General features: G+C 58.8%; 12 protein-coding genes and 1 pseudogene. 7 read left to right on the top strand and 6 right to left on the bottom strand.

Annotated features, from left to right (window positions below; all coding sequences use genetic code 11):
* Positions 1-58: 58 nt before the first annotated feature.
* The 3 genes from DTW90_RS00555 to DTW90_RS00545 all read left to right on the top strand — a co-directional run bounded on the left by DTW90_RS00555 (position 59) and on the right by DTW90_RS00545 (position 5,265).
* Positions 59-2,527, top strand: a complete 2,469-nt coding sequence (locus tag DTW90_RS00555; protein ID WP_246664863.1) for a glycosyl hydrolase family 28-related protein — start codon at positions 59-61, stop codon at positions 2,525-2,527.
* 282 nt (positions 2,528-2,809) lie between these two features.
* Positions 2,810-4,279 (top strand): oligosaccharide flippase family protein, encoded by a 1,470-nt coding sequence (locus tag DTW90_RS00550; RefSeq protein WP_149335993.1) that lies wholly within the window; start codon positions 2,810-2,812, stop codon positions 4,277-4,279.
* Positions 4,280-4,293: 14 nt separating this feature from the next.
* Entirely contained in the window at positions 4,294-5,265 is a 972-nt protein-coding gene (locus DTW90_RS00545) for a glycosyltransferase family 2 protein (RefSeq protein ID WP_246664862.1), read from the top strand.
* On the opposite strand, the gene DTW90_RS00540 is transcribed toward DTW90_RS00545, so the two are convergent.
* Entirely contained in the window at positions 5,248-6,501 is a 1,254-nt protein-coding gene (locus DTW90_RS00540; RefSeq protein WP_149335991.1) for a polysaccharide pyruvyl transferase family protein, read from the bottom strand. The genes DTW90_RS00545 and DTW90_RS00540 overlap by 18 nt on opposite strands.
* A 325-nt stretch (positions 6,502-6,826) precedes the next feature.
* Between DTW90_RS00540 and DTW90_RS00535 the strand changes: the two genes are divergently transcribed.
* Together DTW90_RS00535 and DTW90_RS00530 are read left to right on the top strand one after the other, a co-directional pair.
* Entirely contained in the window at positions 6,827-8,182 is a 1,356-nt protein-coding gene (locus DTW90_RS00535) for a DUF4038 domain-containing protein (protein WP_149335990.1), read from the top strand.
* Positions 8,183-8,330: 148 nt separating this feature from the next.
* Positions 8,331-9,488, top strand: a complete 1,158-nt coding sequence (locus DTW90_RS00530; protein ID WP_149335989.1) for a glycosyltransferase — start codon at positions 8,331-8,333, stop codon at positions 9,486-9,488.
* On the opposite strand, the gene DTW90_RS00525 is transcribed toward DTW90_RS00530, so the two are convergent.
* The 4 genes and pseudogenes from DTW90_RS00525 to DTW90_RS00510 all read right to left on the bottom strand — a co-directional run.
* Positions 9,457-10,038 carry a YdcF family protein gene (locus tag DTW90_RS00525; protein WP_188079852.1) on the bottom strand — a complete coding sequence of 194 codons (582 nt, stop codon included), beginning with the start codon at positions 10,036-10,038 and terminating at the stop codon, positions 9,457-9,459. The genes DTW90_RS00530 and DTW90_RS00525 overlap by 32 nt on opposite strands.
* Before the next feature lie 86 nt (positions 10,039-10,124).
* Entirely contained in the window at positions 10,125-10,958 is an 834-nt protein-coding gene (locus tag DTW90_RS00520) for a glycosyltransferase family 2 protein (RefSeq protein WP_149335987.1), read from the bottom strand.
* A 298-nt stretch (positions 10,959-11,256) separates the two neighbouring features.
* Entirely contained in the window at positions 11,257-11,676 is a 420-nt protein-coding gene (locus tag DTW90_RS00515) for an organic hydroperoxide resistance protein (RefSeq protein ID WP_149335986.1), read from the bottom strand.
* 366 nt (positions 11,677-12,042) lie between these two features.
* Positions 12,043-13,302 (bottom strand): annotated as a pseudogene (locus DTW90_RS00510) (cytochrome c biogenesis protein DipZ); the annotation flags it as partial.
* 300 nt (positions 13,303-13,602) lie between these two features.
* Here DTW90_RS00510 and DTW90_RS00505 point away from each other — a divergent pair.
* On the top strand, positions 13,603-14,487 hold the full coding sequence (locus DTW90_RS00505) for a GntR family transcriptional regulator (RefSeq protein ID WP_149335984.1): 885 nt from the start codon (positions 13,603-13,605) through the stop codon (positions 14,485-14,487).
* On the opposite strand, the gene DTW90_RS00500 is transcribed toward DTW90_RS00505, so the two are convergent.
* Positions 14,488-15,552 carry a lactonase family protein gene (locus DTW90_RS00500; RefSeq protein WP_149335983.1) on the bottom strand — a complete coding sequence of 355 codons (1,065 nt, stop codon included), beginning with the start codon at positions 15,550-15,552 and terminating at the stop codon, positions 14,488-14,490.
* 154 nt (positions 15,553-15,706) lie between these two features.
* Here DTW90_RS00500 and DTW90_RS00495 point away from each other — a divergent pair, with 154 nt between their 5' ends.
* Positions 15,707-17,044 carry an MFS transporter gene (locus tag DTW90_RS00495; RefSeq protein ID WP_132524355.1) on the top strand — a complete coding sequence of 446 codons (1,338 nt, stop codon included), beginning with the start codon at positions 15,707-15,709 and terminating at the stop codon, positions 17,042-17,044.
* The last annotated feature ends 28 nt before the right edge of the window (positions 17,045-17,072 follow it).

Here is a 17,072-nt window from a genome sequence, read left to right as displayed (position 1 = left end):
AAGTGACTTTCTGCTTCTCCCGTTAGGGAAGCAAATCAGCTCGCGGGAGGGGGCGATCATGAAAGTATTGGCGTCGATCTTGGTTGCATCACTTGTCGCTCTGACGTTGATCGGAGCGGCAGTTGCCCAGCGTGGAACCGGTGATACTGTCGCTTTCCTCGACGCGGCTTTGCGCGGCGCGTTCCAGGCGGAGGAAGCCACGGGACCGGCTGACTTCGGGATGCCGGTTCCAACTCCTGAACCGTCTCTGCCTGAGGGGGCCGATCCCTTCAATCCTCCATTGCTCCGTATCAGCAAATCGCCCCCGGCGGTCGCCGAGTTTTCGAGGACCGCAGACCGAGATGAGATCGTCTCGATGACGGGCATCAAGCTGGATCACTCGGCAGAGTTCGAAATCTTCTCCCAGGCTCCATCCGCCGCAAAAGGAAATGTTACCGCGGTCAATTCCCTGCGCGCTGACAAGACGGCGGCGACGGTCCTGTTGCCCGCCGCTTTGCCAGAATGGTCGATGTATCTCATGTGGCCTAACAGGAACGGCTACCGCGGCCAGCCTATCGCGATCAATCGCACTGAAGCGTGGTGGCTTGGGCCGAACAAGGGAACGGCCGGCACAGTTATCTCGGTCTATGGGCGCAACCTTACCCGCAGCGACGGGACGTCGCTCTCCTATCTCTATATCAAGCCGCCCGGTGCCAGCGGCAGCTATGTCAAACCCAGCGCGGTCAACCCTTTCAAGGTGGACTTCGCGATCCCTGACATGCCGGCTGGCAACTATGAGGTCTGGGTGCATAACACCCATGGCGGTCGCTTCGGCTGGAGCGGTCCGTTGAGGCTTGATGTTCTCGCCCGGTCTCCATGGGCGGACCAGAAAAACAATCTGCTGGATGTGAAACGTTTCGGCGCCGTGGGAGACGGGACAACCGACGATACGGCGGCATTGCAGCGCGCCCTAGAGGCGGCAAAGAATGCCGCGCCCGCGACCATTCACTTTCCCGCGGGAACCTACCGTATAACCTCTTTTCTGACAGCGCCCGCCAATGTCGGATGGGTCGGCGATGGCATGAATACGACGGAGATCCGTCTTGATCGCAGCATTGACCACAGCATGATTGAGATTGCCGGCGAAAACGTTCAGTTCGAAGGGCTCGCGCTGAACGCAAATCGCAATACCGGCAAGCAGGTCCTGATGCAGGTATCTTCAGCCGAGAATCTCCGGATAGCCTCTGCCAAGCTCAATGCGTGGGGTGTCGCCGCACTCCAGGCCAATGGCGCTTCGGGTCTCTCCATCAGCGACTCCGATTTGGTGGAAAACGGGTCGTTCTATGGAAGCAGCAGGCAGGTCTTCTTATCAGGCAACAAGTTCCGGATGACGGGCTATGGGGAGTCCGTCGCGGCTCTGTGGGGAGGTCGCGATTTTTCCATGGTCGGCAACGAGCTTTCAAATGCCGATGAGAGCCGGGACGATGGCCATGGCATTGGCCGGTTCTTTGTCGGCCAGGCGCAGTTTGGAAGCATAAGCAATCTCTATTGGGGCAACAACACGTCGCTGAACGCTGCTCCGCATGATTGCGACAAGGTCGATTGCAACAAGGGTGAACAGATCTGCTTCGAAATGGTCGGCAGCAAAATCAAAAGCGATTTTGTGAAGGCAACGGCAGACACGGTGTCCTTCAAAACTCTCTCGGATTTGGGTGAACCAACGCCCGGCGGCCAGGATCTCGTCATAGTCGGAGGCAGGGGAGCCGGCCAGCATCGGCATATCGTTTCCTCCGCCGATTCAACCGTAATGCTCGATGCTCCGTGGAATGTCATTCCCGATCGCACCAGCCGTTTTGCGCTGGCGGCAACCGCGTCGAAGGTCGCGATCTACAACAACAAATTCGACGGGCGCTCGAGCTACAGCCAACACGATTCCGATTCCACGAGCGTTCTACTTTATGGGAACGTTTATGACGCCGTCGTCGATAGCAACCGCATCTCCAGGATGCGGCATGGAATGATGACTATCGCGCTGGATTCGACGCGGGGCCTTGCTCCTTACTTCCTGCAATATTCAAACAATACCGTCAGCGACAGCAACAGCGGTCTCTATGTAGGGACGACGTTCGCGGAGTCCGGCAAGCCCGGTATCTGGGGCGGTCTCGGCAATATCTATCGCAACAACCGCTTTGAAAACCTTGCTCATATAGGCGTCGAATACGAAACCTGGGCGCATGACGGCTCGGATTACAACGGCACCGTATTCGAGCGAAACAGCTTCAAGAACGTCCCCTACGGCTTCGTCGAAGCCTACCAGCTGATGTGGACCTATGATGGCCGGTTCAAGGCTGCACCCGGCAGTCATTCGATGAAGGTGAACACCATTCTCCACAGGAACGATTTTGATCGGGGCTCTGCCGTTGATGACGGAAGCGTCGGCTTCGTCACGCTCCACCCTTCGAACAGTTGGCTGAATATCGGCTCGACATGGACGGATTTTGCCTCGGGCAATGACGGACCTGTCGCCCCCAAGGCTCTTCCCAATTGATGCAGCGAAGTTTTGCAGGACTGCGAGGACGGGGCAGGGTCATCCTTAATAGTCTGTTCGGTTGAAGCTGTGCCCCTACTACGTCAAAGGGCTAAATTGTCGTCCAATCCGAATACCACATAATACGCGTCGTGATTGGTGCGGGCGGCAATCTCGGCACATTGCCGAGGATTTCGGCATGGAGTTCCCGCCATAGACAGACTTAACCCGGCGACGCATACCCACGATGCGAGCGTTCGTTGTCGGACAAGAATCCTGCAACAAAATCAAGGATCTGGTTCCATGGGGACTGTTCGCCGAGCCTTCTTTATGGCGACGCTGGATCAATACTCTCAAATTGTCGTCAGCATGGTATTGATCGCGGTTCTCTCGCGATTGCTCGACTCCACCGACATTGGTGTCGCCGCGATCGGCCTGAGCATCGGGACCATCGCATTCACGGTGCGGGAATTTGCGACATCGGAATTCCTGATCCAGCGCGAAGAGCTCCATGCGACCGATATCAGGACCGGGACGACGCTGGTTTTCGGCCTGTCGGCCATCATCGCGGTCGGGCTTGTTCTTCTTTCGCCCTACATCGCATCGTTCTACAATCTTGCCTCCTTGCAAACATTCATCTGCCTGGTGGCGATCTCAGGCGTGATAGACGGGCTGGTCAGTCCCCACACCGCGTTGCTGCGTCGGGAAATCGAATTCGGTTCGCTGACGCGCATCAATGTTGCCGGTGCGGTCGCGAACGCCGTGACGGCACTGGTTGCCGCATGGCAGGGTTACGGCTTCATGAGCCTGGCGATTGCGGTGATTGCGGCGGCAGCCGTCCGGGCTGTCCTGACATTCCAAGCCAAGCCGGAGATATGGATGTTCCGGCCTTGTCTGGTCGGCAGCAGGTCCATTTTCAGCTTCGGCGGATACAAGGGCGCTTCTTCGGTTCTGGACCGGGTCTATGAATCGCTCCCCCAGCTTGTCCTGGGGCGCATCATGCCCCTGTCGGCCGTGGGTATCTTCAATCGTGCCAATCTTGTCTGCGGTCTGCCTGACAAGCTGATGCTGTCGGCGGCCTTCTCAGTCGCGTTTCCTGCCTTCGCCGCCGAAGTGAGAGCCAAGCGCGCCATCAAGGAATCCTATCTGAGGATGGTGAGCTATATCTCCGTTCTCTTCTGGCCCTCGTCTCTGATGCTGGCGATCCTCGCCGATCCCATCGTCAATATCGTTCTGGGAAACGGTTGGCTGCCCGTCGTGCCGATCCTGAGGATATTGTGCTGCGCAACCATATTCTCCTTCGCCAATATCCTGACCTATCCAGTGCTCGTTGCCTTCGGAGCGAACAGGGACGCGTTCACGGCGAATTTCGTTGGACGGGGCGTTTCGACAGTCATCATTTGCGTTGCAAGCTTTCAGGGGCTCGTGGCCCTGGCCCTCAGCCAGTTCATCTCGCTGCCGTTCCAGATGTACGTCTCCTTTCACTACATCCGGCGGCGCGTACACTTCGAGTGGAAGGAATTGCTCGGCGTTCTCGCCAAAAGCGGCGTAGTCACCGTGATGGCGATTGCGGGTCCCCTCGCAATCGTCGCGCTGAACGGGTTCCACTTCGATCTTTCGCTCGGGGAGACCGCGGTTTGCATTCTTCTGGCGGCAGCCGGATGGATGGCCGGTCTTATTGTCTTTCGACATCCTCTGCTGGATGAGCTGCCCGCGATCCTGGAAAGACTATTCGGGCGCTGGGTTCGAAAATCCACCGCAGCGGCAGAATGAGGGGGAGGAGTGTCATGCCCAGCCTTGATGTCGCCATCCCGAACTACAATTACGGCCACTACCTCGAAGGCTGTGTCCAGAGCATACTTCGGCAGAATGTCGAGACGCTGCGCGTATTGATCATCGACAACGCATCCACTGATGACAGCGCCCGGATCGCACGGAAGCTTGCTGCGTCGGATCCGCGGATAGAGCTTCGGCTGCGCTCTCAAAATCTCGGCCCTCATGCATCCTTCAATGAAGGCATCGATTGGGCGCAATCGGATTATTTTCTCATCCTCTGTTCCGACGATCTGCTGACGCCGCATGCATTGTCAGACGCGGCGAGCGTCATGGAAGAACATCCTCAGGTCAACCTGACCTATGGCGAGGCTCTCTTCCTTAAGCCGGAGGATGTCGAGACACGCGTGATCGATCCGCAGCCGGCGACATGGTCCGTCGAAGAAGGGATCGCGCTGATTGAAAGACTGTGCAGGAGTGGCCGCAACCCGATCAGTGGCCCCACGGTCGTGGTTCGGACCGCGATCCAGAAAGCGGTCGGCCACTACAATCCAGAGCTTACCCACACGGACGATCTGGAAATGTGGTTGCGCATAGCGGCCAGAGGCAAGGTGGCGCACACAAACAGCCACCAGGCGATCGCCAGGGTGCATTCCTTCAATCAGTCCTCATCCGTCAAGAACATTCATCAGTGGAACCTGCAATTCGAAGCCGCCTATCGCTCCTTCTTTCGGGGCGACGGTGCCTCCCTGCAGAATGCTTCGGAGATGTTGAGGATGGTGAAACGGGCGCTGAGCGACAGATCCTACAGTTCAGCCCTTTCCAGCCTGAGCCGTGGCGATCTGGGTTCCGCTCAGCTCCTACTGAATGCGATCCGGTTGCGTCCGGCCGCTGCCGTTTTTCCTCCGGTGGGCTATCTGGCGGCCAAGATGCTGCAGGATCGGGCGCTTAGGAAGCACGCTGCGCTATCAGCCAAGAGCTCGTGAATCGCCGCCGATCGGGCTTGCAAGTTTTCTTCTTGCATTGCGCGGCGCAAGCAGGCGTTCCGTCAGAAGGTCGTCTTGCTCGGCAAGGCTTTTCTGGACCCTGTCGTTGCCGTCAGCAATCTGTTTCCGGATATCATCGAAATTGGCCAGTATCTGCTCAAGCTGCAGCCGGAGCATATCGAGATCGAACGTCTCGATGTGCTGGCAATATTGCGACTGCGAGAATTCCGCCAGAAGGTTGTCGTTCTTTTGCGCGTATCCGAGCGAAATGATCGGTCGGCCGAGTTTCAGTGAGCAGACGACGTTGTGGTAGCGCGAGACGATCACGACGTCGGTTTTGTCTATTTCGCGCATGAGATCGTGCAGCGTTTCGCCGAGGCCGACGGCGACATGCTCGAGCGCGCTTTGCGCCTCCATGTCCTTGATTTGCTTCATCAGGTCATGGACGGCAATCTGGTCGCGCAGATCGCCGGTCAGCAGCCTGATATCGTAACCTTCGCCGGCAAGCCAGATGACGAACTCTGCAAGCTTGCCAATATAGGTCTGGTAAATCTCCTTGCCATTAAGGCTCGATTTGGCCCAGCCACGATAATGCATGACGCCGACGCCGACAGTGCGGCGCGGCCCGGAGGCGATCCTGGATAGCTTCGGCGTCGGCAGCCGGAACGCAATATCCGGAAACCGGAAATCCTGCTCTACATTCATGCCGATATCTTGAAGATACCGGCGGGAGAAGTCGTCGCGATAAGATCGGTATTTTGCGGTTTGTGCGGCGGTTTTCAGGAAGAAGCGGCTGAGCGGATGCGAGATCGGGCCGGCGCCGATGCTGACGAAGGCGACGGGAACATTGCGCAGCCTGGCGGCCATGCACCATCTGAAGATGACGAAGGGCCATCCCCAGGGCGTCTCCTGATAGTCGTCAAGGATACCCGTTCCGGGTATGATGATGAGATCGAGGCCCTTGAGTTGCTTGAAAAGGGAGCTGATACGCGCGAGCCGGTGCGGCATGTTTCCCAACATGCGGTTCAACCTGTCCGCCCGCGGACCGCCTGATATCGTGCCGTTGAGGCTGACGGAGAGAATCCCGTATTTTTTCCTGACGAGATCCGGATTGGAGCAGATGCAAAGGAGCTCCGCCTCGGGGCAACGCTCGCGCAGCAAATTCAACATTGCTTCCAGGGAACCGTCATTGCCGCTGTTTCCACTCCCGAACTGGCCGAATAATCCGATTTTCATGGAAGCTCCTGCATTGCTAGCCAACGAAAAACGTGCGCGGGCGACAGGGCGGCGGCCGCACATGTTACTCTCACAACTAAGGAAAAGGCCTGCCGGTTGCCACTTGGCCGTTGGAGGGTTTTGATGGATCAAAAGACTTAGCCTTTGGAGCTTCCGACACCAAAATGCTGGCAATGATGCCGCCATGAGGCACTTCGGCCAAATCCGCCCTTTGATTTATGATCTGCTCGCGGTTGCGGGAATGATCGGCACTGTACCGCAGAGTTCGCAAGATGCGCGCATACCCTCGGCGCCCGGATCTTTTGAGTAGAACGGAACCAAGCAAGTGACGCGCAGAACATCGACGATATCAGGCCTAATGCCCCCCTCCTGGGCTTTTTTCTGTCTCCTCGCAATGCTGATATCCTGCGCCGGTTCTGCCGGTGCGCAGGACGTCGTTTTTCCGCTGCATGTCGCCGAGGACCGACGGTACCTCGAGGACGCCTCCGGCCATCCCTTCCTGATGACCGGCGACGCCGCGTGGTCGATGATTGCCGAACTCTCGCGCGAAGACGCCGAGGCCTATCTCGACGACAGGAAGAAGCGAGGTTTCAACACGCTGCTTGTCTCGCTCATCGAGCATCGCTTCAGCCGCAACGCGCCCAAGAACATTTACGGAGCGGCGCCGTTCCTGGCCGGCAAGGATTTCGCCGCGCCGAACGAAGCCTATTTCGGGCATGCGGAATGGATCCTGCGCCGCGCCCGGGAGAAGGGATTCCTGGTGCTGCTCGCGCCAGCCTATCTTGGTTCGGGAGGCGGTGAGCAGGGCTGGTATCAGTCGATGAAGGCTGCCGGTCCTGACGTGCTCCGCTCCTATGGCGAATATGTCGGCAAGCGCTTCGGCGGGCTTGGCAATATCGTGTGGATCGAAGGCGGCGACTACGATCCGGAGGACAGGAGCTTGGTCCAGGCCTTGGCCGAGGGCGTGAGGCAAGCGGCTCCCGGCAGCCTGCAGAGTTTTCATGGCAATCCGGCCTCGGCGCCGCGCAGCTTCTGGGGCGATCCTGACTGGCTGGGGATCGATTCGCTCTACACCTATGGCGATATCGCAGCCGCCTCGCTCGATCGCTATCGGCGGCAGCCTGCCATGCCCTTCTTCCTGATCGAGAGCCGCTACGAAGGCGAGGGGGCGAATGAATTCGATGTCCGACGCAGCGCTTACAGCACGCTATTGTCAGGCGCCAGCGGACAGATATTCGGCAATAATCCGATATGGCATTTTTCCGCGCCGGGGCTCTATCCGAGCCCTGTCACGTGGCAGGAAGCGCTTTCCAGCCGAGGGGCAGAGAGCATGTCGCATCTGCGCACCCTGTTTGACCAGGTCGAATGGTGGAATTTGAAACCCGACCTGACTGGAGCACTCGCGGATCGATCTTCAGGCAAGGGTGGCGTTGTTGCGGCCAGCGCGGCCGATGGCTCGTTTGCGCTCGCCTATGTGTGGGACGCTCCTGATATTTCGGTCAATCTGAACAAACTCGCGCCTTCCGCACGGCGGGCGCGATGGTTCGATCCTTCGTCCGGCACATTCTATGATGCTTCGGGTGAGCAGACTCCTGCGGGGACATCGCTGTTTCGGGTGCCGAAGGCGAGCAACGCTTCCGGCTTCAGCGATTGGGTGCTTCTGATCTCTCGGCCGCAATGATTGCTGTCCATGAGGTCGCGGGAAGCTCGATCCGGGGTAGGGCTCCCCGTTCACCCCTTAGTGCTTTTGTGTAGCTTGTCTGTGCCCATGCACCTGCGAGAATTGCGGTAACGGCAGCAACCACTGGCTTACCCAACGGGATGAGATCGTGAGAATCGTTCATGTTATTGCGTCGATAGACCCGAAATTCGGCGGCCCGCAGGCGGTCGCCCAGCGGATTGCAGCCGCTCAGTCGGCGCTCGGCCACGATGTGCATGTCGTCAGCTACGGCAGCGCCGATGCCCAGAGGAAGCTGTTCGAGATGGGCCGCGGCATTCCGAATTTCAGCGATATCAAATGGCATATTCTTCCCGAGCCGGATCTCTTTGAAAAGCTGGCCTGCCCTGGAGGGCGGAAGCTCCTGCGCACTGTCGCGCAGTCCGCATCCTTTCTCCACCTGCACGGGGTCTGGGATCCGATCCTTCTCTATGCCGCCAACACTGCCAAGGCTTTTCAGGTTCCCTACTGCCTCTGCACATCCGGAATGCTCGATAGCTGGAGCATGCAGCAAAAGTCCTGGAAGAAGCAGATCGCATTCCTCCTTGGCTATCGCAGGATGCTGAACCAGGCGAAATTCCTGCATGCCCTGAATGTGGATGAGGTGCTGCTGATGCAGCCGCTCGGCCTGCGCGCGCCTGCTGTCATCATCCCGAATGGCATTTTTCCGAAGGAGTTCGATGCCTTGCCTGACAAGGGACGGTTTCGTCGACAGATCGGGTTGCCGGAGGGACGCCGCTATGTCTTGTTTCTGTCGCGGCTGCACATCAAGAAGGGGCTTGATATCCTGGCCAGGGCCTTTCAGCTCGTTTCCTATTCCCATCCAGATGTCGATCTCGTCGTTGCCGGACCTCCTGATGGTGCGGAGGAAGAGTTTGCGCAGCTCGTCAAGGAATTTGGCCTGGAGAGCCGCGTTCATGTCGTCGGCCCGATCTATGGAGAGACCAAGATCTCAGCGTTGGTTGATGCCGCATGTTTCTGCCTTCCAAGTCGACAGGAAGGTTTCAGCATCGCCATCACCGAGGCGCTCGCTTGCGCCACGCCAGTCGTCATCACCGACGCCTGTCATTTTCCAGAGGTCGGCGCTTCCGAGGCGGGGTTCATTGTTTCGACCGATCCGGCAGCAGTTGCCCTCGGCCTGATCGCCATGCTGGACAATCCTGTTATGGGCAAGAGCATGGGCGTCAACGGCCGTCGCCTGGTCATGGAAAACTTCACCTGGCCGGCGATCGCCGAACTCACGATCCAGAATTACCGCTTTGCGACTTGACCGGTGCGGCCTCCGGCTGACGTACTGGGGCGCAGAGGCCGTTCAATTCATACCAGACGGTCTTCAGGCCTTCCTGAAGCACGGCAATGCCCTCGGGATCGAAGAAGAGCATCCAGGATATCGGCCGCGGCTTTGCTGGAACGGAAGTCCAGCGGATCCCGCTTGAGGTCTCGGAGAAGCAGGCGATTGCCCGGCGCGAATGGTACCAGCTGGTAACGAGAACCGCCTGCCGAACGTTCATGCTGGCGAGGATCGGCGCGGAAAATGCCGCATTCTCTTCAGTGCTGTGGGAGCGGCATTCGACGCTGATGGCGTCCTTGTCGACGCCTTTCCGGATCATTGTGTCGCGGTTCGACAGGCAATCTCCGGCTCCGCTCACCAGCACACGGGGCGCGACGCCGGCAAGCCACAGCTCGGCACCACGAGCAGCGCGCGGTGGTCCGTCACCGCCGATGACGACGATGACGTCAGCATGGCTTACCCGGTCGCGCAAGGTAAGCAATGGTCCTGCGGCGACGAGGATGATCACGTCCAGCAGAGCGAGGACCAAGAGGAAGAAGCCGAGGTAGCGTAAAAGCGGTCGGCCTTTCGGCGGAGCGAACGCCGCTGGGAAAGGGACCTTCTGATTGGGCATCACTAGACGGGCAGGCCCCGTTCGCGCCGCTGCAATTCCTTGGTCTTGATGACGATCATATATTCGTAGGCCGCGATCAGCCGGCAATAATGATAGCCCTGAAGTCCATCAAGGAAGCCGCCGCGGACGATATACATATACATGAAGCGAGCCTGCGAGCGGAACGGAACGCGCATCGACAGTTCTTTCAATCCGCGTCGACGAACCTCGGATCGGGACGAGAAAACCTTGTGCCAGGACACGCTGCCGCCCCGCAGGCTTTCGACCGTTTCGCGCGCTTCGGACGACGAATAGCGATTGTGCTTTTCGTACCAGGCTCGCAGGCCGTTGTTGAAGCTATAGTGGAGATAATGCTCGTTGAGCCGTCCTTCCGGGCCGTCGCCGATCGGGATTGCATGTTCTTCGCGCTCGAAGCGGATGATCCGGTCGGGACGGAAGAAGCGCGTCATCCAGGTCGGGTAGAGGCTGCTGTGCTTGATCCAGCGACCCATGAACATATTCTTGTAGCGAATGCGGAAGAAGGATTCGGGCCGGCTCGGGTCCGCGGCGATTGCCAGCATCTCATCGCGCAGCTCGTCTGTCGTGATCTCGTCGGCGTCGGGCATGAAAACCCATGTATGCTTGTATTCAATGCCCTTAAGGGCGAACATGCGCTGGCGATCTTCTCCGTCATAGGCGCGCTGATAGACGCGTGCGCCTGCCTCCTTGGCAATCTCGACCGTTCTATCGGTGCTGAAGGAATCGAGGACGACGATGTCGTCGCACCAGCTGAGAGCTGCAAGGCAGGCCGGAAGATTGCGTTCCTCGTTCAAGGTGAGAATGCATACTGAGATCACGTGCTAACTCCCCAGCTAACTCTTGCCGATACAGTTCGCCCGTGGCCGATTCGGTTCATTGTGGTCACCGGCGACGGGCGCAGTTCTAACGGCAGGTTAAAATCCGACGAGCTGTCTGGACACGTGGAAAAAGGGAGCAGGACATCCGCCAAATGTGGAATTGGTCGTATCTTGGGATAGCCACTACCACTTTGGGAGGAGGCCGACGCGCCGGAACCTCGCTATGCATTTCCGGGGCGCATTTCGTTGCTTAAGGTGACCCGTCCGGGGCTGGACGGGTCACTCGCGGAAGCCTGGCTCAGACGACCTTGATCACGACATCGATGTTGCCGCGTGTGGCCTTCGAATAAGGGCATGTCTGGTGCGCAGCCTCTGCGACGGCCTGGGCAACGTCAGCTTCGAGACCGGGCAGGCTGACATTGAGGCGCGCCTGAAGGAAATAGGCGCCATCAACCATGCAGAGGTCCACTTCGGCGTCGACCGCGGTCTCGGCCGGAAGGGCGATCTTCATCTTGCGGGCAGCAAGCCCCATCGCGCCGATAAAGCATGTCGACCAGCCGGCGGCAAACATCTGTTCCGGATTGGTGCCGGCGCCCGTGGAGCCGGGGACGGAGAACTTGACATCGAGACGGCCGTCGTCGCTGCGAGCGCTGCCGCCGTCGCGACCGCCTGCGGTGTGGGTCTTGCCTGTGTACAATGCCTTTTCAACTTGGGTCATGATGTCGTTCCTCTTGAGATGGGTGATGCGCCCAGACGCGATAGCTGACGATCAGCCATTGGCCGCATAAGGCGCCGGCGACGTATCCCGGATGTGTCCGGATTTGCCGGAAGTGTAACGAAGTGTGTAGGAGAGCCGGCCCGAGGGATGACGGATACAAAACAGCTGTCGGAATATGATGCGGAGCCGGGACCGGGCCGGCTGGGATGGAAGACTATCTTCAGCCGCAACGCCGCGCGGCAGATATGACGCGCGGCGTAGCAGCATTTTCAATCCAGTTGCCTGGTTTTCTCAGACGTGGTCGCGCTTTTCAGCAAGTGCGCCTGCGTTCTGGGTGTCCGATTTGACAGAGGTGTTTTCTGCACGCTCGCTCTTGGCCTCGGCCAACAGATCCTGGATGACCTTTTCGGATTCGTCGTAAGCGCCTTCGCCGAAATGGTGGTATCTGATCTGCCCCTTGGCATCGATGAAGTAGTGGGCCGGCCAATAGCTGTTGTCGAACGCCCGCCAGATTTTGTAGTTGTTGTCGATGGCGACGGGGTAGTCGAGCCCGAAGTCCTTGACCGCCTTCTTGACGTTGTCGATCTTCTTTTCGTAGGCGAATTCTGGAGCATGCACGCCGATCACAACGAGTCCCTGATCTTTGTATTTTTCGGCCCAGGCTCGAACGTAGGGGACGGTGTGAATGCAGTTGATGCAGGAGAAAGTCCAGAAGTCGACGAGCACGACCTTGCCGCGGAGCTGTTCCTTGGTGAGCGGCGGCGAGTTCAGCCATTCGACAGCGCCGTCCAGCGAGGGGAATTGTCCCTCGACCGGCAGATTGCTGCGATAGGGCTGGGGGCCGTCGCTTACCCGCTGCAACATGCCGCTATCCCCGGGCTCGGCGGTCTGCTTCGACCTGTCATTCCCGGCGGCGTCTACGAGACTTTGCTCGAACTTGCTGGTGCTGACGCCTTGAATGCGGGCAAGAACTCCGACATCGGCTCCAAACCCGACAAACGTTACGCCTGAGAGGACGGCGACGCCGAGGCCGCGACGGATCCATTCGCCGGCGCCTAGCGATTGCTTCATGGCTGCAAAGACGCGCCCACCGATCAAGAGAGCAATGGCAAGCGAAGTGGCAGCTCCTGCAGAATAGGCCAGGAGAAAGAAGGTTGTGCTGGCGCTGGCGCCCTGGAGAGCGGCACCTGTCAGCACCAGCCCGAGGATGGGACCGGCACACGGTGCCCACAGCATGCCGGTCGCAACGCCGAGAAGCAGGGATTTACCCATACCCGGAATTGCGCTCGACCGACCGGTCGAATTCACGATCCGGTTTCCGAACGCAACGATCGGTCGTGTCAGGACGGCGGCGACTTGCGGTGAGAGAAGCATGAGGCCGGTGACGGCGAGCAGTGCGATCGCGACATAGCGGCCAAATTCATTGGCGTGAACCGCCCAGCTGCCACCGACAGCAGCCAGTGTTGCAACGGCGGCGAATGTGATCGCCATTCCGGCGAGCATCGGTAGCGTGCTTTTGACGAAGGGCTGTCCCGCACTTAAAAAGACGAAGGGCAGGACCGGCAATATGCACGGACTGAGTATGGTCAACACGCCGCCCAGGTAGGCTATAACGAGAAGAAACATCATCCGTTTCCTTTGAAGTCGTTGATGGATGTGCCGGGCTCAGCGTTCCTGGCCCAGCACGCACCATAAGCGGAGACGGATGTATCCCGGATGTGTCCTGATCCGGCGGAATTGTAACGAAATGTGCAACCTGGCTAGCCGAGCTAGCGACCGCTCACCGCCTCATGCATTTCGCGTGGCGGGTCGGGCAGATGATGTTGCTGCTCGACAGCGATCTCATTTTTGTCATATCTCGGCTGTCTAGCTCTTTCCCGGCTAGCCGATAAAATGGCAGTGAAATCAGTTTTCTGGATTGTGGTCATGGCGAGAAACGGCGTCTCACTTCAGATCAGCACCGACATCATCGAATTCGTGAAGTCGAAGGATATGCAGCGGGGACAGCACCTTCCCCTGCAGATGCTCGCCGACCATTTTCGGGTGTCGCGAGCGCCCGTGATGAGCGCGCTGAAAAAGCTGGAGGGAAGGGGCATCGTTCAAGCCGAGCCCAATCGCGGCTATTTCCTGCTGGTCGATGGCGATCAGATCGAGACGCCGGCAACGCAAGTCCCGCAGGAAGCGGATGGGAATGACCCCGCCTATTTCCGGATCGCGGAGGATCGCCTGGCGGGGAAGCTTCCGGAGCGCGTCAGCGAGAACGAGCTGATGCGGCTCTACGACCTTCCGCGCACCAAGCTGCTCAAGCTGCTTCACAGAATTGCCGACGAGGGCTGGATCGAACGTCTTCCGGGAAACGGCTGGGCCTTTCGGCAGACCCTGACCTCCCGCGAGAGCTACGAGGAAGGCTACGTCTTCCGCGCGGTCATAGAGCAGCAGGCGATGCTGCTGCCCACCTTCCAACCCGATGCGGAAGGCTTTCGGAGAGCGCGGGAATTGCAGACGGCACTGCGCGACGGCGGCTTTGAAACGTGGTCGCGCGCCGAGATATTCAAGACGAACAACGAATTCCACGAAATGCTGGTAGCATGCTCACGCAACGGCTTTTTTCTGGATTCGCTGAAGCGCATCAATCGGCTCCGGCGGCTGATCGAATACCATATCACCATCGATCGCAGCCGATTGCCGCAGCAAACGGCCGAGCATCTCCACATCCTCGATCTCGTCGAAGGCGGCCGCCGCGAGGAAGCCGCGGCATTCCTTCATGATCACATCCTCGGCGCCAGCCGCATCAAGACACCAAAGGTCTGATCACGCCGGTCTCAGCAGGATGCATACGGGACTTCCAACGGACAGCGTCGCTTCGGCATTCTGAAGCTCTCCTGTGATAGGGTCCACACCGAAGGTGACGACGGTATCGCTGTCCTCATTTGCGGCCAGAAGCTGATTGCCGCCGGGTACGAAAGTGAAGAATCGCGGCGTCTGTCCTTCGGTCGTCCGCCATCCCGCGGGTGTCATTCGGCCATCCTCCGACAGCGAGAACGTGCCGATCGTGTCGCTACCGCGGTTGGAGACATAGACGAATTTTCCATCCGCGGAGACGGCAATTTCGGAGCCTCTGCTGAATGCTGTGAAGCTGTCCGGCAACGCCGAGAGAATCTGGAACGGCTGAAGCACTCCGGTTGCGGGGTTAAAGCGATAGGCGGTCACCGTGGAATCGAGTTCGTTGACAACATAGGCGAGGGTGCCGCCAGGATGGAAAGCCAGGTGCCGCGGCCCGGAGCCCTCGCGCGTCTGAACTGAGGACACCTCGACCAGCTTGGCGGCCGCCGAATCGAGGCGGAAGACGAGGATATTGTCGAGGCCTTTGTCGGGGACGGCAATGTAGCGTCCGCTCGGATCGAATTCGACCTGGTGCGGCTTAGCGAATGGTTGCTCGATCCGGTGCGGGCCGATTTTGCCTGATATCGAGACGAGATCGACGACCGCCCCCAAGGTCCCGTCCTCGCGACGCGGAAGAAGAGCAAGCGTCGACGTCACGTGGTTCGCGACCAGGAGGAAACGGTTCTCGGGGTCAAATGCCAAATGCACCGGATTGCGGCCCTCGGTGGACTGCTCATCGATCAATGTGAGGCATCCCGAGGCCGGATCGATGGCAAAGGCGCTGACCCGATCCATGTCCCCATGGACCGTGTAGAGAAAATCCCCGGTCCGGTCGAAGGCGAGAAAGGAGGGATTTTCGAGTTCCAGGAGCTGGAGATGCGTCCAGCGCACACCGTCCTCGAGACGGTAGACGTTCAGCCCGTTTCCGCGTGCGTTGCGCTGCTTGGTCGTGCGGGCGCCGATATAGGCGATGTGTCGATTGCTGCTGGTCATTGGTGGTCTTTCGACGTTCTCATGTCTTCGATCGTGTCATTTCAATATCGCGTGAGGACAGAAACCTCAATTGCATTTTATAATCATATTGTGTAATCGACACGAAGAAGCTCGGGGAGGAACATATCCCGAGCGCCCTTTTGGGAGGAAACAAATGACGTCGTCAGCGATCTCGGCCATCGAGAAAACGACGATGCGCAAAGTCTTCTGGCGCATCATTCCGTACACATTCATCATTTATGTCATTTCGTACCTCGACCGCGCGAACATCGGATATGCCGCGCTCGAGATGAACAAGGAGCTGGCCCTGAGCGCAGAGGCGTTCGGCTTTGCCGGCGGCATTTTCTTCATCGGTTATTTTCTCTTCGAAGTTCCAAGCAACGTCGCGCTCCAGAAGTACGGCGCGCGGATATGGATCTCGCGCATCCTGCTGACCTGGGGGATCATCGCGACGCTGACGGGGTTCGCCCAGAACGCGACGCAGCTATATATTCTCCGCTTCCTTCTCGGCGTCGCCGAGGCGGGCTTTTTCCCGGGCGTGATCATCTATCTGACCTACTGGTTCCGCGAGAAAGAACAGGCAACGACCGTCGCCTATTTTACCGCGGCGATACCGGTCTCGTTTTTGCTCGGCGCGCCGCTCAGCACGTTCATCATGGATTATCTGGCCGGCTATGGGCTTTCCGGATGGCGCTGGATGCTCGTTCTTGAAGGCGTGCCTGCCTTCGCAGCGGGCATCTTCAATTTCTTCTACATGACGGATCGTCCCGAGAATGCGAAGTGGCTGAAGCCCGAAGAGCGGGATTGGCTCATCAAGGAACTCGCCGCCGATCACGCCATTCGCAAGAACGTGAAGCAGCTCGGACTGTTCAAGGCGATCACCAATCCGAAAGTCCTCTTCCTGTCTGCGATCTATTTCATCTATCAGGTGGGCAACCTCGGCATCGGCCTCTGGATGCCGCAGATCGTCAAGGATTTCGACGGCCACCTCAGCAATTTTCAGGTCGGGCTCATTTCGATGATCCCTTATGCGGTCGCGACCGTCGTGATGGTGCTGTGGTCCTATAATTCCGACAGAACAGGAGAGCGCCAGAAGCACACGGCCATCCCGCTGCTGATCGCGGCGGCGGCACTGGCGCTCACCGGCCTCAGCCGCAATCCCTACCTTGCCGTCACGCTGATTTCGATCTCTCTGGCCGGCATCTACGCCTTCAAGTCGCCTTTCTGGTCTCTGCCCGGGCTCTTCCTCACCCGTTCGACCGCCGCCGTGTCGATTGCGGCGATCAACTCGATCGGAAACCTCGGCGGCTTCGTCGGTCCCTATACGATGGGAGCGATCAAGGCATGGACCGGGGGAGCGTTCGGAGGGCTGCTGTTCCTCAGCGGTCTGCTTCTTCTGTCGTTCCTGATGACGTGGTTCATGCGAGTTGCGGCAACTGACGGCAACCAGGAACAGGTCGCCAACACTGAAACGACGGCGTCTCGGGCTTGAAAGGCTGAGGTCTAACGCAAGGAGTGAC

It is taken from the genome of Neorhizobium sp. P12A (genome assembly GCF_008365395.1).
Lineage (GTDB): Bacteria > Pseudomonadota > Alphaproteobacteria > Rhizobiales > Rhizobiaceae > Rhizobium.
Note: the sequence above shows the minus strand (reverse complement) of the source record. Positions and strands in the feature narration are given on the sequence as shown.

What these genes read in the sequence shown, in the direction of transcription:
- DTW90_RS00515 (WP_149335986.1), bottom strand. Translation starts at nt 11,676, where the DNA reads ATGACCCAAGTTGAAAAGGCATTGTACACAGGCAAGACCCACACCGCA.
- DTW90_RS00550 (WP_149335993.1), top strand. Translation starts at nt 2,810, where the DNA reads ATGGGGACTGTTCGCCGAGCCTTCTTTATGGCGACGCTGGATCAATAC.
- DTW90_RS00545 (WP_246664862.1), top strand. Translation starts at nt 4,294, where the DNA reads ATGCCCAGCCTTGATGTCGCCATCCCGAACTACAATTACGGCCACTAC.
- DTW90_RS00500 (WP_149335983.1), bottom strand. Translation starts at nt 15,552, where the DNA reads ATGACCAGCAGCAATCGACACATCGCCTATATCGGCGCCCGCACGACC.
- DTW90_RS00555 (WP_246664863.1), top strand. Translation starts at nt 59, where the DNA reads ATGAAAGTATTGGCGTCGATCTTGGTTGCATCACTTGTCGCTCTGACG.
- DTW90_RS00495 (WP_132524355.1), top strand. Translation starts at nt 15,707, where the DNA reads ATGACGTCGTCAGCGATCTCGGCCATCGAGAAAACGACGATGCGCAAA.
- DTW90_RS00505 (WP_149335984.1), top strand. Translation starts at nt 13,603, where the DNA reads ATGGCGAGAAACGGCGTCTCACTTCAGATCAGCACCGACATCATCGAA.
- DTW90_RS00540 (WP_149335991.1), bottom strand. Translation starts at nt 6,501, where the DNA reads ATGAAAATCGGATTATTCGGCCAGTTCGGGAGTGGAAACAGCGGCAAT.